Below are 16,669 nucleotides of genomic sequence, written 5' to 3' on the forward strand. Positions count from 1 at the left end.
ATATGCCGGTGAATTTCGGATTTTTTAAATTCTAGAACCGTTATCTAATCCTCTTGGGAGTGTTTTCATCTAAACACATTTAAAAGGATAGACATTATGCCTCGTTATTTAATGGTATTAATTTCTGGGTTGCCGTGGTTGTTCACCCTCAGTTGTCTGGCACAGACAGAGGCTGAATCGGCAAAATGCAACGAGACGGATTTTTCTCAGGTTTTGTCCTGTTATAAGGCTACATTGGCCACAGAACCGCTTATTTACAATTTACTGAGTCAAGAGAATTTGCCGGGACTAGAATGGCGTCGCTATCAACTGACTTCTCAACATTGGGCGCCGGATAATTTAGTCTCTCCTGCTGCCTGGCAGCATGAAGTTGAAGTCTTTATTCCCGAGGGTAGTACGTCGACACAAGGGTTGGTGGTTATTAATAATGGGGTCAACCACGGAACAGAGAACGCTCCGGCTTCTGGCCCGACAGATTTTTCAATTAACACATTGCAAAATATTGCCAAGATAACCCAGACCACGGTGATATCTATTAGCACTATTCCCAATCAGTATCTTGAATATCAACAAGATGGCAAACAACGCAAAGAAGATGACAGTGTTGCTCGTAGCTGGCGTTTATTTATGGATGCGCCGGAAACTCGCGCGATATTACCCCTGCATGTACCCATGTCAGCGGCGGTTTCTCAGACGATGACCATGGTGCAGCAAGCGTTGCCGGAAAAATCGTTCGACAGCTTTATTGTCACTGGACTATCCAAACGTGGTTGGGTGACTTGGCTTACAGCTATTGCTGACTCCCGTGTGAGCGCCATTGTACCTTTTGTTTTTGACCTACTGGATACCCGTGCTGCGTTAGATCATATGTATCAATCTTATGGGGGTAATTGGCCAATCGCGTTCGGCCCCTATTATCAGAACGATATTGATAAAAAATTAGATACCCCCGGTTTTGCCAAGCTGATGCAAGTGGTCGATCCCTTACAGTATTTGGGCACAGAATATGAATCTCGGCTCAGCATTCCGAAATATATCATTAATGCCAGTGGTGATGATTTTTACGTCCCTGATAATGCGGATTTTTATTACGATAAATTGCCGGGTATCAAAGCCTTGAGGGTGGCGGCGAACTCCAGCCATTATGGTATTACCGCTTTCAGCGAGCAATCACTGATAACCTTTGTTAATCGCCTGCAGCAATCCACACCAATGCCACAAGTGGATACTAATATTGGGATGAAAGGCGAGGTGAAAACATTGACGGTAAATTTCTCTGAGACTCCAGAGAAAGTTGTGCAGTGGGTTGCCATAAACGCGGGTGCCCGTGATTTTCGCTATGCCTGTGATGTGCGATACACCGCATTTCCATTGGCAATCGCACCGGCAAATACTTTTGAGGTGGCGCTTATAGAACCAGAGGCGGGTTGGCAGGCTACTTTTGTGGAGGCGACATTTAATGATGGGTTTGTCGCAACCACTCAAGTCTATGTTTTACCGCAGCAGAGCTACCCGACTACTGCACCACCCACGAGTGGTGCCATATGTAAAACATTGCTGGGGCGCAAGCCTATTGCCGTCGTAGAAACTGTGCCGATAGACAGCACCGTCGAGGCAGATGCGCAGCCATAGAATAGGGTGTTTACTGATTTTAAGGAATAAAAAAACCCGGCATAGACCGGGTTTTTGCGGTTTGTATCGGCTTAATAAAGTGATGATTCCCCCGCAGGGCGGGTTTTGAAACGGCGATGCAACCAAAGGTATTGCTCTGGTGCGCGCATGATCTCTTTTTCAATCACTTTATTCATGTAGCGAGCAGCAGCTATCTCATCGTCAATGGGATAATCTTCTAGCGCCGGTTGAATCAACAGGTCATAGCCACTGCCATCGGTTTTGCGCAGTAATACAAGTGGCAGCAAGGCCGGTTTTGCCAAGCGCGCTAACATAAAGGTGCCGCTGGTGGTCGCTGCCTGATTAACGGCAAATAATGGTGCAAAAACACTGCCGCGTGGGCCGTAATCCTGGTCTGGGGCGAACCATACCGCTTCACCTTTCTTCAATGCCTGTACCATGCCACGCAGATCTTTGCGGTCCAGCATCGCTTTGTTAGAACGCATACGACCCCACGTTTGTACCAACTCCATCACTTTATTATTGTGTGGGCGGTACATCGCCATCATCGGTTGGCATTGGCCCATAACTCGGCCACCCAGTTCCAGCGACATAAAATGTACGCCAATGACTAACACTCCGCGGTTGCCTTCCTGTGCTTTTTTCAGATTGTTCAGGCCGGAGACTGTAAACCAGCGTTTCACGCGGGCATCGGGCCAAAACCATGCCATACCGGTTTCCAGCAACCCCATACCCAGAGATTCAAAATTACCGACAATCGTTCGCTCCAAGATGGCTTTATCCATCTCAGGAAAGCAAAGTTCCAGATTACGTCGAGCGATGGAAACTCGCCGTTTGAGGAAGCGCATTGAGGTGCGCCCCAGCCAAATCCCTAATTTATTCAGCACCGGGTAGGGTAACTGGACTAGCAGGAACAGTACACCAAGGCCAAACCAAGTCAGCCAATAGCGAGGGTGGAGCAGGGAAATGTGGAATTTCTGCGGCTTTATCATATGAACTCTATCGTTATGCATTAAGTGTGAACGTGTAACGCATATGGATATCACTCGATAGCGGTACATATCTTCAGACACCGTCGGTCAACTATCGTTTTCATGAATACGATAATTGACGCAATATTTACATTAAAAGCGGGGTTCGCGTAGTGAATGGTCACGAAAAGGAGGGTGATCGGGTAAGCGAGGCTAGCTTTTTTGTGATTATATCATAATTGGAGTGAATGGAATGAAAAGATCAATACCGCGCCAATGCCACAGCGCGGTATAACGACGTTTATCTGTCTAGAATGTTTACCAGAAGCCCAGCACTTTCCACCAAGCACTACCAATAATCAACCAGATAGGGATGACCACCAGACTCATCAGGAAGCCGATTTTCCACCAGGTAGCCAGTGGAATAAAGTTACAACCAAACAGAATAGGGGCAGGGCCGCCGGAGTAATGAGTGGTTGCCATATACAAGTTGCTGAACATACCGAACACCAGCACTGTCAACATGGGGGGAGCGCCCGCAGCGATAGCAATAGAAACAAAAATTGCATACATGGCACTGATATGTGCAATAGCACTGGCCATCATGTAGTGACTGTAATAGTAAGCCAGTAGCAGGATTCCCATCATCGGCACCCAGTTCATACCCTGCACCGAGCCTGCGATGGATGAGCCAAACCAGGAGATAAAGCCTAATTTATTCAGTTGGCTGGCGAGAGTAAGCAACACCGCAAACCAGATAACGGTATGCCATGCCTCTTTCTCAGCAATCACGTCATCCCACGTCAACGCGCTGCTTAGTAGCAGAATGGCCAAGCCAATAAAGGCGGTCATGGTGGCATCAATATTCAATGCTGAACCACACACCCACAGTGTCACCAAACCGACGAAGACGGATAATACAATCCACTCATTGCGGCTCATCGGCCCCATTTCTTTCAGTTTCTCGATTGCCAGTGCACGCATTTCTGGCGTTTTTTTCAGTTCCGGCGGATAGAAGCGATACAGCAGTAGAGGGATGACGGCTAGCGAGATTAATCCGGGAACAATTGCCGCTAATGCCCAGCTGGTCCAGGTGATGGTGATGCCCATCTCTCCTGCCAGCTTACCAATCATAGGGTTACCGGCCATTGATGTCAGGAACATCGCACAAGTAATGGCATTGCATTGGAAGATACATTGCACCAGAAAAGCCCCGATTTTGCGTTCGGTTCCACGTTCTGGTGTTGATTCATAGGCTTCCGATATTGAGCGGAACAGCGGGGTGATAATGCCACCACAACGGGCTGAGGTTGAGGGCATTGCCGGTGCAAATAACAAATCGGTCAGTACCAAACCATAAGCCAGACCCAGCGAACTGTGACCTAATTTACTGATAAACAGATAACCGACTCGACGACCAAATCCGGTTTTAATGAAGCCGCGCGAGATAAAGAAAGCGCATGCGATCATCCAGATAGTGGGATCAGCAAAGCCGGTCAACACTTCTTTAATGCTTAATAAACCGGTTGCGGCGACGACGGTCAGACTGAATATGGCCATTGCACCCAATGGGTATGGCGAGAGAATGAGACCAATGACCGTTGCGGCAAAGACCGCCATGAGGTGCCAGGCGCGTGGATCAACTGATTCCGGTACTGGACTAAACCAGATACCTACCCCAATAAAGAGGATAAGCAGCATTCTTCCTAAACGTGTTTTGAGTATCGACATAATTATTTACCCTGATGCTATTTTATGTGCAGTGCTAATCATCGCCAGTCAACAGGAGATAATAATTAAATTATTGAGGCAGTGATTATATGAAATAACTGTATAGACAAAATAACGTATTCATTTTGATCAAAGTCATTCTTATATTCTACGGAGTGTCGATGAGAGGAGTGAAAGATATATTGTTCTGAACAGAGTGATTCAGACTAAATTTATCGATTACTTTACTTTTTTAATTATATATAGCGGGATATTATCTTTTAAAACAGCATGATTTCGCCGCAATAGACAAGATAATCAAAAGGAAGGATATGGTTAGGATAATTCTTGTAAGTTAAGTGTATAAAAGAAAAATAATCGATAACGTATAAACTCCGCTTATTGAATATCTCACATGAATTTGGAAAATATTTAATATTATTATTGATAGGAACATATTTTCACTAACAAAAAACCCGCACAAAGGCGGGTTATTTTTTACGGCGTAATTTAACTGCTCAGGGCTATCACCTTCATCGCTATCGTAAATTATTCCGATTTACCCTGTACATTGAAGTTGCAACAATATTGGCTGCAACACCAATGACTTGGGTATGTATTATTGTCTCTTACAGAGCAATAACATTTACCGCTGATGGGCCTTTAGCGCCATTCTCGATAGAGAACTCAACTTTTTGGCCTTCATCTAAGGTTTTGAAATCATTGCTCTGGATAGCAGAGAAGTGCACGAACACATCTTTGCTACCGTCAGCAGGAGTGATGAAACCGAAACCTTTATCAGCGTTAAACCATTTTACTAAACCAGTCATTTTATTAGACATAGAGAAACTTCCTTCAATTATTTTTTGATTGCCGCCATAGGCGAGCGAATAGGCTTGGGCACAACTTATGGGGCACTTAGAAGGAATTTCACGGAGAAGAGGTATCTGTCTGATAACGCTAATACGGGGAACTGCTTTACTAAAACTGCTTGGCATAAATGTTACTGTCAACCGGTACTACTTTGTTGCTTGGGGAGCAGCTACTCTGCTCGGGTCTGGCCGTCATCGCTATTGGCAGCCTGCTCCCCCGAATCACACAATATTACAGTGCGATTACGTTTACAGCTGATGGGCCTTTAGCGCCATTCTCGATAGAGAACTCAACTTTTTGGCCTTCATCTAAGGTTTTGAAATCATTGCTCTGGATAGCAGAGAAGTGTACGAACACATCTTTGCTGCCGTCAGCAGGAGTGATGAAACCGAAACCTTTACCAGCGTCAAACCATTTTACTAAACCAGTCATTTTATTAGACATAGAGAAACTTCCTTCAATTATTTTTTGCCACAATTGTGTAGCGAACGTGGTCTGTCTTTCAGAGGGTAACTTACTTAGGCACTTAGGAGGAGACTCACGGAGAAGGGATATCTATGGATAACGCTTGAACTGAGGACTGCTTTACTAAAACTGCTTTCATAAGGTCTGTGTTCCAAACCGATGAAGCTATTTAACCACAACACATTCCCTGTGGCAACCTAATATTTGACTCCCATAATCAATATCAATGGTTTTTTCATCTAATTGCATGGCTTTTACCATGTTTTTACTGTTATGAAACAGCCCATTACAGTGATAAAAACCGAGCTGAATTTTTTATCTCTTGGGTCATTCAAAGCCGGAGGAATTCCCCCGGCATTTAAATTTAACGAGGAGAAACTGTCACGGTACCGCTGCGATCACTGGCAATAATCACGCGTTGGCCTGCACTGAAACGGGTGGGACCTTGCGCCTGAACGACAACGATACTGCTGCCATCATCTCGACGAATTTCCAGTTGTACACCTTCGCTGCGATTCATTGCGCTCTGCACACCTTGGCCCGCCATACCACCAGCAACGACACCACCCGCAGTTGCTAGACTATTACCACGGCCACCACCGATGGTATTCCCCAAGAACCCACCGACCACCGCACCACCAATGGCCCCGGCGACGTTATTTTTATCGCCACCCTGAATAGTCACTGGACGTGCAGAAACCACTGTGCCATAGGTCACCGTCTGCACCTGTCTTGCTTGAGAAGCAGTGAAAGTATCACCAGAGGCTGTTCTATTGTTAGCACATCCACTTAAAACAGTAGCGGCGAGCGCTACAGCAATAATCAGTTTATTCATATTAAACCCCTATGTTCAGCACAAGTCAGACTTTAGTCATACCCTTATTACTTGATGTTGCAGCACTGCGAGTCGATGCCAACGACATTGAGTATAGATAACTGTTAATAATGACTATAGCGTGATAATGATTCGTTTGAAGAGATAATATTGAGCAGACGTAATATAGGCGAGTTCCGGCATTCTTTTCGTGTTACCGTCAGTGCCAAATATAGCTGGCCTCTCACCTCAGGAATGTTGTCGTGTCACGCTCGATTCTTTCTACCAAGATTTTTCGCCTCGACCTCGGTCGCTTAATCCTTATTTTGGCTGTGATGAGTGCTTTTGTAACGCTGGCAAACAGCTTTTATGCCAGTTATCGGGTACAGCGGCAGCTACTCATTGATAACACCTTAGAAGCTAATCGTGTTTATGCCACTAAGCTGGCATCCAGCACCGAAATTTTTCTAAAAAGTGCCGAGAAGCAACTGCACTACAGCAGCGAGATTGCAGCAAAGCATTTTGACGATCAGGCCGCTCTGCAAGCGGAAACAGCCCGATTAAAATACCAAACTGACAGTTTTAACTCAGTTGTAATAACTGACGCTCACGGCATTGTGCGCGCCACATCACCTGATAGTCTTCAGTTATTGGGCCACAGCTTGACATCACCCGGTTCAGTGGAAGCGCTAAAACTACGTCGTCCAGTAATCAGTAATCCCTATATGTCTGCCGCTAATAATCTGGTCATCAATATTTCGACACCGATTATCACGCCTGATGGGCGCTATCGCGGTTACATCGGGGGAACCATTTACTTACGTAAGCAAAGTATTTTAAACGCGTTACTGGGCGAGCATTACTATCGCGATGGTTCCTATATCGTCGTACTAGACAGTGAGCGGCGCATTCTATACCACCGAAATATGAGCCGTGTCGGGGAGATACTTGAGCCAAAGGCGCTCACCGAGATGACGAAAGCTGCCACCAATGGCAGTTTAATCGTGACTAACTCTGACGGTGAATCGATGTTGGCAGGCTATGCTGTGGTGGAGCCATCGGGGTGGCAAATTATTACTTTACGCCCAGAGGTGTCGACTTTAAAACCGCTTGAGGGGCTAATGCTAAAAGGATTGGGTCACATCACTCCACTGGCGCTGCTCACATTGCTGGGAGTCTGGCTATTGTCTCGGATGATTGCCCGCCCGCTGTGGCTGCTCGCAGGCAGTGCCAATGATATGGATAAACCAGATATTGCCAATAGCATCAAAGAGATACCGTCTTGGTATTTTGAGTCTACACAGTTGAAAAGGGCGCTACTGATCGGCATCAGTTTGTTGCAAAAGAAAATTGGCAAGCTGAGGTTTGAAGCACAAACCGACCCGATGACAGGCCTGTATAACCGTCGCGGATTGGCCACGACACTCGAGCCAATCGCACAACTTGAACAGCATTTTTCTGTTATCGCATTGGATATTGATCATTTTAAATCGATCAATGACTCTTACGGTCATGATGTCGGTGATGAAGTGATCAAGCAGTTGGCGGTACAGATCCGTGAAAGCTCTCGTGATACCGATATCCTGTGCCGCAGCGGTGGGGAAGAGTTCCTGATGTTGCTGCCCGCCACAACACCAGATGTCGCGATTCAAGTCGCCAACCGGCTGCGCCACAATGTAGAGATGATGGCGATGCCCGATATTCGGCCTATCACTATTTCATTGGGGGTAGCGTACTGGAGTGGGGAAGGGATGCCAGAAGATGCGCTAAAGCGTGCGGATGAAGCGTTATACCGTGCAAAACAGCAGGGCCGTAATCGGGTAGAAATTAGCTAATAAAAAAGGCGCGCTCCGTGTGGAGTACGCCTTTTTAAACAACACCTTAACTGACTAGTATCAGTTCATGCCGTAGAATGGCATATATGGTTTTTGTGCTTTTTTATTCATTCGTGTTAATGCATTTTTTATATTTAAGTTCAATTGGTTACGTTGATTTCTGTTTTTATGTTATTCACTGCTTTTGGGTTCTTGCGACAAATAGTGTATAACAATTTGTATAACAGAAATGGGGTTGTCATGGCCGGTGAACTGAACAAGCTAACAGATAAAAAACTTAAAAATCTGCTTGGAACTACCAGGGCGAAATATGAGTTTTTTGCTGATGGGGCAGGATTGAGCATCCGGGTTTCCACTACTGGTGGAATTAGCTGGACATACACTTATCGAATCACCGGCGGTGGCGCTAAATTGCATCGGGTTACTCTTGGCCGATATCCTGATGTAACTTTAAAGCAAGCAAGGGAATTACGAGATAAATGTCGCTCATGGCTGGCATCAGGGAAAGACCCTAAGCATCAGCTAAACCTTACTCTGACAGAATCTTTAAAGCCGGTAACTGTAAAAGAGGCTCTGGATTATTGGGTTACTGAATATGCTACAGAGCACAGGGCGAATGTGGAGAGACATAAAGCCCAGCTTAATAAGCATATTTACCCATACATAGGCCATATGGCGCTGTCAGATTGTGAAACTCGATATTGGTTGCAATGCTTTGACCGTATGAAAAAAAACTCACCAGTCGCAGCCGGTTATGTATTGCAGATGTGTAAACAGGCACTGAAATATTGCCGAGTGAGGCGCTACGCCGTCTGTGACGCTCTTGATTGGCTATCTATACCTGATGTCGGGAAAAGACAGAGTAAACGTTCAAGAGTGCTTTCTGATAAAGAATTACGTGATGTATGGATTTCTACCGAAGAAAATAACATGTTGCCATATTATCGGAATTTAGTTCGATTGCTTGTTGTATTTGGTGCTCGTACTCATGAAGTCCGTCTTTCCACTTGGAATGAATGGGATTTTGATTCCAGATTATGGATTGTCCCGAAAGAACATAGTAAAACGGGAGACAAAATAATAAGACCTATACCAGACGCAATATACGGATGGCTAGAAAATCTTAAAGAGCAGAATAAAAAGAGCGGTTATTTATTAGGTGAAGAAAAGGATTCATCCGCTGTTAGTCAAACTGGGCGAGGTATTTGGAAAAGGTTGGGGCATAGTGAATTATGGACGCTTCATGATTTACGCAGAACTTTATCAACAGGCATGAATGATATGGGTATACCTCCGCATATTGTGGAGCTACTACTTGGTCACGCTCTGCCCGGCGTTATGGCAGTGTACAACCGCAGTCAGTATCTGCCTGAGAAGTTGGACGCACTGAACAAGTGGATAGAGCGGCTGGATGTGCTGGCCGGTAACCATAAGAACGTTGTTATTTTAAAGGCTGGTGATAAATGAATAATATTGAGATACCTAACTGGTTCAGTGATTCAAGTGATCTCATTGAAGAATATATAAAGAGCAAGATGATACCTGATGATTTTATTTTAGATGAGGAAACAAAAAAACAAAAAAATATAATTACTGAAACAGCGAAGCAAGATGATGATGATGTTGAATGCGGATATAGGGATGAAGTAGCCGAGGGGACATATAGTTGTGACTTTGCATACTTTTTAGAGAAATACGAACAGTTTTTTCCTGATAGGGTCATAGATTATTCAAATATTTATGATGCTATGTGGGAAACAGAATCAGAAGAAATAGATTTATTTCATGAATTTCTGTATAGAGCATCTCATGAACTATGCAGAAGAACTGCCGTATCTCAAAATTTATATGCCCCCTTGGCGTTTGAGATAATTCTGCATATTTTACAAAGGCGCTATGATGAAGGGTTAGTCTTATACAGAGTATTGCTTTCACCTATTTTCTACTCTTTTGAAAAAGCCAGTTTTGCATCTACACTTGGTAAAACAGGTGGCAGGCCTAGCCATCCACATAAGGATGAAGCTATAAAAATAGCGGGTTCTTTAATTGAGAAAAAAATGAATGGTGGTATTGATTCGATTACAAGCAAGGTCTTTCAAAAGCTTGAAAGTAAATATAGTGACAATCCGTCACTGGCTACTGTAAAAAGATGGATAAAACCACTTTTGTGAAAAAAACCGGTTTTTATATCAAAAGCACTTTAGTTTAAAAAAGTGCTTTTGATTATTTAAGTGGTTACTGGTTTCTAACCGTTTTTATTTGATTTTCTATTATTAACTTTGAATTTAACATCACTCCACAGCATTAAAACAGTGGAGGCAGCATGATTACTAATCACTTCAACCCTACCCCAGAACAGCGCCGAGTTGTTCTAGCCGAATATGCCGAACCTTATGATCGCCTTGTGCGTGAAAAGGAACGTCAGCGCATTACTTCTATTTCCCGCTCAACTGCATGGCTTCTTGAGAATGAAGGCCGCTTCCCTGCCCGTAAGCCTCTTGGCCGCAACTCATGTGCGTGGTTACTCAGCGACTTACTTTGCTGGGTTCGCAATCCCCCGGCTGTAAATAACGTTAATACTCCATGTGGTCGCAAATTGGCCTAACAGAATGTCAATGCAAATTCACGCAAGATCGCCTGATCAGCGAAAAGAAATTAACTTGCGAGCAATTGCACAAAGTAAATAGCAGTATCTGAAATGCTGTCGCGGCGGCTCTAAATAATGAACTTATTGGAGCAATAAAATGGTATCTAAGAAAATAACTGCCTTGGCTGGCAGTACCCAAACTCAGCCTGAAACCAACCAGAGCAATACTATCAGCAATGACTTCGCAGCGCGGATTCCAGTAACAATGGACACCATCGGCGATAAAGAAATCCAGTCAGTGCGTGGGCGAAATCTTCACGAATTTCTAGCTGTGGGCCGTGACTTCACAACATGGATTAAAGCCCGAATTAAACAGTACGGTTTTGTCGAGGGTATAGATTATGCAATTGTTGAAGATTTGACCGCCCCCAAACGGGGGAGCTCAAAATCTCGCCAGCGAATCGAACATGATTACATTCTTAGCCTGAACATGGGCAAAGAGCTTTCAATGGTTGAACGTAACGAACAAGGTAAAGCTGCCCGCCAATACTTCATTGACTGTGAAGAACGCCTTCGCCGAGTAGCACCAGAGGAACACAGCGCTGCGCTGATGGATTGGCGTAAGAACCGTGTTGCGGCCTGTGAAGACCACAAAAGCATGTCTGAGGCCATGAAGGGTTATATCGAACGCACCGGAGACAAGCAGCATGGTTTCGCATACAGCAACGAATGCACATTCCTGAATCGCCTAGTTTTGGGTATGCACCCGCCTGTGTGGGCCAAACAGAAAGGTATTTCTGCAAAGCAGGTGCGTGACCACATGAACACTGAGCAGTTGGCGCTGGTGGCCTATTTGGAAAGCCGTGATTGTGCGTTGCTAGATCTGGATACACCTACAGCCACTCGGAAAGCAAAACTCACCGAACTGGCCCAACGTTGGCTTACTAAGCGACTGGAGGTATTGGCATGATGCCCACAACTCCAGCAGCCAGCCAGAAACAAGCCTTTCCCCTGGCTGGCTCCCTGAAGCGACTATCTTTGAGCGAGTCGCAAACCAAACACCGCAATTCACCAAGTTTACCGGCACACCGTAATCCGTTGATTAAACTTAATTGTGCTGAAATGGATCAATCGGCTAACTCATTGATTCTTGCACAAACCTGCCGCGCAGGGAGTCGAGTAAACAAAGACGAACAGTATTCGGGTTCGGCTGAACATAAACATTGCTTAGGTTCGGTAGTCATTCAACACGGATGTAACAATGAAAATCAGCATGTTACAGGCAAAGAAAAGGGCAGCACTGAGAATGCTACCCTTTGGGGTTATGGTTTTTTCCATCATGAGTTAAATCAACATCTTGCAGCGCGGCAGGATTTGCAGCTAGCTAGAAACTATTCGCAAAACCCACACATGCTAAATGATTACTCAAATCTGAGTTATGAGGAAAATCAACAACCTCCAACTCTGGACGATGGAATAAATCAGCATATCCGTACCTGCGAAATTTTCGTAGGTCACAGAGTTACTGTGAGTAAGCCTGTTCAGCCTTTTGGCTCGATGCCGCGCTTATCAAGTTCGCGACGCAGCAATCTCTTAATCCAGCCTGATTTATTATCGTCGCCATCTTCTTTCATTGCGGCAGCAAGACGCTCTGATAATTCTTTATCGAGTCTGAGTTGCACAACATGGCGCTCTTTGCTTTCAACTGTTGACATTGTCAACTCCTGTAGTCTAGTCTGTATGGAAGTTGACAATGTACTACATTGCATGACTTGTAGTAAAGCAAAGCCCCGCAGTGCTCGAACACTAACGGGGCCTTTAACCACCAACGTTAACGCATGTAACGAGGCAGCTATGTTAAATCATACCCCAACTCGCTTTAAATTTCTCTTTCTCGCCGTGCACCGTTCTGACCTGAACGCCAAGCCGCACCGTGAATCTGTAACCGCCCATTCTGAACAAGACGCCCGCCGCTCTCTGTCCGGTCAGTTCGTACTTTCCTTTGCTGGTCGTCTGCCGGAGGTGATCCATGCGTAAGCCTATCCCATTAGATTTAGCGCTCTATCGCACCGGTTTAGCTTGTTCGCTTTATGAAACCATTTTGGATAAAGCGAGTGATGAATGTTCGAAGCAACTACTCGACCTTATATGTATAGCTTGTGACATCAATAGTGAGGTTAATCATTCACTCAGCGCTGTTCTGGAGGCTAATCATGGATAAGTTAACCCCATGCGAAGTATCCGATGTGTTGTTTAGCCTCTCTCGTATGCTGGAAGTTGCTCAATTATTGATAGGCGAACCAGAAGGTGAAGATATTGGTTATGAACTTCTTGAATTTGCACAACAACATGCAGCAAAAGCGGCGAAAAATATCAAGGGGGTGAACTATGCGTGAACTGCGGGCTAAAGAACCCGTACCTCTGGATATTGCCACGCATAAAGCAGGTCAATTAAATGCGCTCTTGCTGCTGATGTTTGAATCCGATGTTGATTTAGATATTACTGACGAAAAGGAGTTAATCGGGTTAGCACTGGATCTCGCCGGGCCTGTGGCGGTTCATTTGCTCGAACGGGAGGCTGTACAAAAATGACATTCGTTAATGACGTTCGCAGCAAAGCCAAAGGCCACTGGGAAGCTATTTTACAACGTCTGGATATTCCAACCAATCGTAGCGAGGGTGAGTGTCCAAGCTGTGGCGGTAAAACCCGCTATCGATTTGATGATCGGGAGGGGCGCGGAACCTACTATTGCTCACACTGTGGCGCGGGTACCGGGTTGGATTTAGTGATGAAGGTTAACCAGTGTGACGCCCGTTCAGCGGCAGAAATGGTCGCGGGTGTAATGGCGCTGCCCTTGCCAGAGCCGAAGCCAGCCAGAGAGAAGCCTCAACCCAACACCGCTATAGCTGACAAGGTGGCGGTGCTGGTGGCTAAAACAGTATCGGGTGAATCTCAGTACCTACACAATAAGGGCCTTCCAAGCCCCTCCAATGCCTTACTCAGTGACGGCTCTCTGTTGCTGATACTGCAAGCAATGGACGGCACCACCATCGGCGCACAGGTGATTAACCCTGACGGTTCAAAACGGTTATTAGCGGGTACCACAAAAAAAGGTTCATTTATTCCGGTAAGGCTCCAATCACCAACAGAGGACGAACAGCCTGTAACGGTGCTGATCGCCGAGGGTTACGCAACCGGCGTTACCGTTTCGTTACTGGATGATGGGGTGGTACTGGCCGCACTGGACGAAGGCAACCTAATTCACGTCGCGAAGGTCTGCCGTGAACGGTGGCCACTGGCAAAAATCATCATTGCCGCAGATAACGACTGGCACGAATCGGGAGAATGTGACGAAAAAGGTAAACTCAAACTGAATATTGGTGTTATCTCCGCTGAAAAAGCCGCTATTTCCGTTTCTGGCTGGGTAGCCACGCCACCGACTCACCATAAAGCCGACTGGGACGACTACCGCCAACAAAACGGCACAGAGGCCACTACGCGCGCTTTTACTGAATCACTGTATCAACCAAAGGGGGCGAGCATGTCCGTTCAACTCACGGCGATAGAGGGCGGCAAAAAAGGCCAAGAAGAACGTGATCCGCTCGCACCGCATGTTCTCAGCCGAAAAGATGGCATTTTCTGGATCACGCCAAAGGTGGATAAAGACAGTGGCGAAATCATCAACAATGAAAGCTGGTTATGTTCGCCGCTTGAAGTTATCGGCAAGGGTCAGGAAGATCGTGAGCAATATTTGATTTTGTGCTGGAAAGCATCGGGCCAGAAGTTACCTGTCACAAAAGCGATTCGAAAGGCGGATATTGGTGAGCGTGAGGGCTGGCGCATTCTGAAAGGTGGGGGTGTAGATGTCACCACAAAACCGGCTTTACGGGCTACTTTAGGGGACTGGTTACAACGCAGCGCCGATGATGAGATGTGGAGTATAACACCTCGCTCTGGCTGGCATATGGGCGCTTATATCATGCCTGATGGTTCTATCATCGGTGAACCAGAGCAACCTATCATGTTTAACGGTGGAACAGCCGCAGCAGAGGCTTACAGCGTGGCAGGAACGGCGGAAAGCTGGCGCGATAATGTGGCGCGACTGGCAGCCGGTAATCCGTTTCAAATGTTGGCCGTAGGGGTTGCGCTGGCTGCGCCCATGTTGCCACTGGTGGGCGCTGACGGGTTCGGCATCCACCTCTACGCCCAATCTACCGCAGGTAAGACAACAGCCGAAGATTTAGCATCAAGTTTGTATGGTGAGCCAGAGCGCCAGCGCCTTACGTGGTATGGGACGTCTCTGGGTATTGCTAACGAAGCGGAAGCGCATAATCACGGACTCATGGCGCTTGATGAAGTGGATCAGGGCGCGAACCCTCGTCACGTTTACACATCGGCCTACACACTGTTTAACGGCAAGGGTAAGCTGCAAGGTGATAAAGATGGCGGGAACCGGGCGCTGAAATACTGGAAAACGGCCGTTATCAGTACCGGTGAGCGCGATATTGAAACCTACCTTAAAGGGGCAGGTATCAAGGTTAACGCCGGGCAACTGGTGCGGTTACTCAATATTCCGGTATCTCGCCCAACGGAACTTCACGGCCACCCAGATGGCAAAGCCCATGCTGACGGCCTTAAGGACGCATGGCAGCATAACCACGGCGCAGCAGGTCGGGCGTGGATTGCTTACCTGTCCGAGCATACACAGCACGCTATAGCCGCCTATGCAATGGCAAAGGCCCGATGGCGGGCACTGATTCCAAGCAGTTACGGTGAGCAGGTACAGCGGGTTATTGATCGCTTTGCCGTTATCGAGGCTTCACTCGTACTGGGCAAGGCTGTTACCGGTTGGAGTGAACAAGGGTGCCGTGATGCGTTACAGCATGTGTTTAACGAATGGGTGGCAGCTTTCGGCACAGGCAACAAAGAGATAGAACAAATTATTGAACAGGCAGAGGCATTTTTGAGTGCCTACGGCATGAGTCGATTTGCGCCACTACCCTACGACCCGGAAAACCTCCCTATTCGTGATTTGGCGGGGTACCGTGAAAGCAAAAGTTACGGCGACCCTGTGACGTTCTATGTCCTGCCTGCAACATTCAAGGGTGAAATGGCAAAGGGGTTTGATTCAGCACAATTTGCCAAAACGCTTCATGAGTCCGGCAGACTAAAGAAACCAGCCAGTGGCGATAGCTATCAGACGTTTAGCCCTCGCCTTAAGCACCTTGGTGGAATAAAACAGCGGACTTACCTGATTGTCCAATTGTCCGATGAGGAATAACCCAATAAAAGAATGAAAAACACCTGTACCACCTGTACCAGATAAGTATTTGTTATTATATAAATCTGTTTTATAAGGGATTTGTAATTATTTTCTGGTACAGGTCTGGTACAACTCAAGGCCATTTTGGTACAGGTCGAGGTCATTTTGGTACAGGTGCAGAAAAATAGTGATGTCGAGTGAGTCGGTTTGCATGGTTGTACCAAAACCGTGTTGACCTGTACCAAAACAGGGGGTGACCTGTACCAGAATATTTACTTCAATCTGTTTATTAACAATTAGTTAGTTGTTTTTGGTACAGGTGGTACAGGTGGTACAGGTGTTTTTTCGCCCTTTATATAAAAAGTTTTGGCAGTAATCCATAATCAACTGTTAAATAGCTGTTCGAAAGTTAACCCGTTAGTATTGATGCTTCTTTCTGGCTGGCTTTATTTAATGGAGAAATAATATGTCATTAAGCAAACTTGAAACCAACAACCTAAAGTCTGATCGTGACGCCA

General features: G+C 46.0%; 16 protein-coding genes. 11 read left to right on the forward strand and 5 right to left on the reverse strand.

Annotated features, from left to right (window positions below; all coding sequences use genetic code 11):
* The first annotated feature begins 96 nt into the window (after window positions 1-96).
* Window positions 97-1,632 (forward strand): PhoPQ-activated pathogenicity-related family protein, encoded by a 1,536-nt coding sequence (locus ACIOG0_RS01635; RefSeq protein ID WP_050101682.1) that lies wholly within the window; start codon window positions 97-99, stop codon window positions 1,630-1,632.
* A 71-nt stretch (window positions 1,633-1,703) separates the two neighbouring features.
* Here the strand turns inward: ACIOG0_RS01635 and lpxP are convergent, their stop codons facing one another.
* From lpxP to ACIOG0_RS01660, 5 genes are all read right to left on the reverse strand, one after another.
* A complete protein-coding gene (lpxP, locus tag ACIOG0_RS01640; RefSeq protein ID WP_050101681.1) occupies window positions 1,704-2,624 on the reverse strand; it encodes a kdo(2)-lipid IV(A) palmitoleoyltransferase in 921 nt (306 codons plus the stop codon).
* Between the two features lie 297 nt (window positions 2,625-2,921).
* Window positions 2,922-4,334, reverse strand: a complete 1,413-nt coding sequence (locus tag ACIOG0_RS01645) for an anion permease (RefSeq protein ID WP_050101680.1) — start codon at window positions 4,332-4,334, stop codon at window positions 2,922-2,924.
* 608 nt (window positions 4,335-4,942) lie between these two features.
* Entirely contained in the window at window positions 4,943-5,155 is a 213-nt protein-coding gene (cspG, locus tag ACIOG0_RS01650) for a cold shock protein CspG (RefSeq protein WP_005163087.1), read from the reverse strand.
* Window positions 5,156-5,417: 262 nt separating this feature from the next.
* The gene (gene cspA, locus ACIOG0_RS01655) at window positions 5,418-5,630 is read right to left on the reverse strand and encodes an RNA chaperone/antiterminator CspA (protein ID WP_005174354.1); all 213 of its coding nucleotides are present in this window, start codon (window positions 5,628-5,630) and stop codon (window positions 5,418-5,420) included.
* A 385-nt stretch (window positions 5,631-6,015) separates the two neighbouring features.
* On the reverse strand, window positions 6,016-6,486 hold the full coding sequence (locus ACIOG0_RS01660; protein ID WP_005174352.1) for a glycine zipper 2TM domain-containing protein: 471 nt from the start codon (window positions 6,484-6,486) through the stop codon (window positions 6,016-6,018).
* Between the two features lie 254 nt (window positions 6,487-6,740).
* On the opposite strand from ACIOG0_RS01660, the gene ACIOG0_RS01665 reads away from it, so the two are divergent.
* From ACIOG0_RS01665 to ACIOG0_RS01710, 10 genes are all read left to right on the forward strand, one after another.
* The gene (locus ACIOG0_RS01665) at window positions 6,741-8,300 is read left to right on the forward strand and encodes a diguanylate cyclase (RefSeq protein ID WP_050100754.1); all 1,560 of its coding nucleotides are present in this window, start codon (window positions 6,741-6,743) and stop codon (window positions 8,298-8,300) included.
* A gap of 240 nt (window positions 8,301-8,540) precedes the next feature.
* Entirely contained in the window at window positions 8,541-9,767 is a 1,227-nt protein-coding gene (locus tag ACIOG0_RS01670) for a tyrosine-type recombinase/integrase (protein WP_404704912.1), read from the forward strand.
* The gene (locus ACIOG0_RS01675) at window positions 9,764-10,471 is read left to right on the forward strand and encodes a hypothetical protein (protein ID WP_404704913.1); all 708 of its coding nucleotides are present in this window, start codon (window positions 9,764-9,766) and stop codon (window positions 10,469-10,471) included. The genes ACIOG0_RS01670 and ACIOG0_RS01675 overlap by 4 nt, the downstream gene beginning before the upstream one ends.
* A 152-nt stretch (window positions 10,472-10,623) precedes the next feature.
* Window positions 10,624-10,905 carry an AlpA family transcriptional regulator gene (locus ACIOG0_RS01680; protein WP_145514418.1) on the forward strand — a complete coding sequence of 94 codons (282 nt, stop codon included), beginning with the start codon at window positions 10,624-10,626 and terminating at the stop codon, window positions 10,903-10,905.
* 139 nt (window positions 10,906-11,044) lie between these two features.
* On the forward strand, window positions 11,045-11,857 hold the full coding sequence (locus ACIOG0_RS01685; RefSeq protein WP_404704914.1) for an antA/AntB antirepressor family protein: 813 nt from the start codon (window positions 11,045-11,047) through the stop codon (window positions 11,855-11,857).
* Complete coding sequence (locus ACIOG0_RS01690; RefSeq protein ID WP_404704915.1) at window positions 11,854-12,924, forward strand: host cell division inhibitor Icd-like protein; 1,071 nt, start codon at window positions 11,854-11,856, stop codon at window positions 12,922-12,924. The genes ACIOG0_RS01685 and ACIOG0_RS01690 overlap by 4 nt, the downstream gene beginning before the upstream one ends.
* Window positions 12,917-13,108, forward strand: coding sequence for a hypothetical protein (locus tag ACIOG0_RS01695; protein ID WP_046694456.1), 192 nt, complete (start codon window positions 12,917-12,919; stop codon window positions 13,106-13,108). The genes ACIOG0_RS01690 and ACIOG0_RS01695 overlap by 8 nt, the downstream gene beginning before the upstream one ends.
* Window positions 13,101-13,283 (forward strand): hypothetical protein, encoded by a 183-nt coding sequence (locus tag ACIOG0_RS01700; protein WP_049604556.1) that lies wholly within the window; start codon window positions 13,101-13,103, stop codon window positions 13,281-13,283. The genes ACIOG0_RS01695 and ACIOG0_RS01700 overlap by 8 nt, the downstream gene beginning before the upstream one ends.
* On the forward strand, window positions 13,276-13,479 hold the full coding sequence (locus tag ACIOG0_RS01705; RefSeq protein WP_404704916.1) for a hypothetical protein: 204 nt from the start codon (window positions 13,276-13,278) through the stop codon (window positions 13,477-13,479). The genes ACIOG0_RS01700 and ACIOG0_RS01705 overlap by 8 nt, the downstream gene beginning before the upstream one ends.
* Window positions 13,476-16,169, forward strand: a complete 2,694-nt coding sequence (locus tag ACIOG0_RS01710; RefSeq protein WP_404704917.1) for a DUF927 domain-containing protein — start codon at window positions 13,476-13,478, stop codon at window positions 16,167-16,169. Before ACIOG0_RS01705 ends, ACIOG0_RS01710 begins: the two co-directional genes overlap by 4 nt.
* Window positions 16,170-16,669 lie beyond the last annotated feature (500 nt).

It is taken from the genome of Yersinia vastinensis (assembly GCF_044905075.1).
Classification (GTDB): domain Bacteria; phylum Pseudomonadota; class Gammaproteobacteria; order Enterobacterales; family Enterobacteriaceae; genus Yersinia; species Yersinia vastinensis.

What these genes read in the sequence shown, in the direction of transcription:
- ACIOG0_RS01635 (WP_050101682.1), top strand. Translation starts at nt 97, where the DNA reads ATGCCTCGTTATTTAATGGTATTAATTTCTGGGTTGCCGTGGTTGTTC.
- lpxP (WP_050101681.1), bottom strand. Translation starts at nt 2,624, where the DNA reads ATGATAAAGCCGCAGAAATTCCACATTTCCCTGCTCCACCCTCGCTAT.
- ACIOG0_RS01645 (WP_050101680.1), bottom strand. Translation starts at nt 4,334, where the DNA reads ATGTCGATACTCAAAACACGTTTAGGAAGAATGCTGCTTATCCTCTTT.
- cspG (WP_005163087.1), bottom strand. Translation starts at nt 5,155, where the DNA reads ATGTCTAATAAAATGACTGGTTTAGTAAAATGGTTTAACGCTGATAAA.
- cspA (WP_005174354.1), bottom strand. Translation starts at nt 5,630, where the DNA reads ATGTCTAATAAAATGACTGGTTTAGTAAAATGGTTTGACGCTGGTAAA.
- ACIOG0_RS01660 (WP_005174352.1), bottom strand. Translation starts at nt 6,486, where the DNA reads ATGAATAAACTGATTATTGCTGTAGCGCTCGCCGCTACTGTTTTAAGT.
- ACIOG0_RS01670 (WP_404704912.1), top strand. Translation starts at nt 8,541, where the DNA reads ATGGCCGGTGAACTGAACAAGCTAACAGATAAAAAACTTAAAAATCTG.
- ACIOG0_RS01675 (WP_404704913.1), top strand. Translation starts at nt 9,764, where the DNA reads ATGAATAATATTGAGATACCTAACTGGTTCAGTGATTCAAGTGATCTC.
- ACIOG0_RS01680 (WP_145514418.1), top strand. Translation starts at nt 10,624, where the DNA reads ATGATTACTAATCACTTCAACCCTACCCCAGAACAGCGCCGAGTTGTT.
- ACIOG0_RS01685 (WP_404704914.1), top strand. Translation starts at nt 11,045, where the DNA reads ATGGTATCTAAGAAAATAACTGCCTTGGCTGGCAGTACCCAAACTCAG.
- ACIOG0_RS01690 (WP_404704915.1), top strand. Translation starts at nt 11,854, where the DNA reads ATGATGCCCACAACTCCAGCAGCCAGCCAGAAACAAGCCTTTCCCCTG.
- ACIOG0_RS01695 (WP_046694456.1), top strand. Translation starts at nt 12,917, where the DNA reads ATGCGTAAGCCTATCCCATTAGATTTAGCGCTCTATCGCACCGGTTTA.
- ACIOG0_RS01700 (WP_049604556.1), top strand. Translation starts at nt 13,101, where the DNA reads ATGGATAAGTTAACCCCATGCGAAGTATCCGATGTGTTGTTTAGCCTC.
- ACIOG0_RS01705 (WP_404704916.1), top strand. Translation starts at nt 13,276, where the DNA reads ATGCGTGAACTGCGGGCTAAAGAACCCGTACCTCTGGATATTGCCACG.
- ACIOG0_RS01710 (WP_404704917.1), top strand. Translation starts at nt 13,476, where the DNA reads ATGACATTCGTTAATGACGTTCGCAGCAAAGCCAAAGGCCACTGGGAA.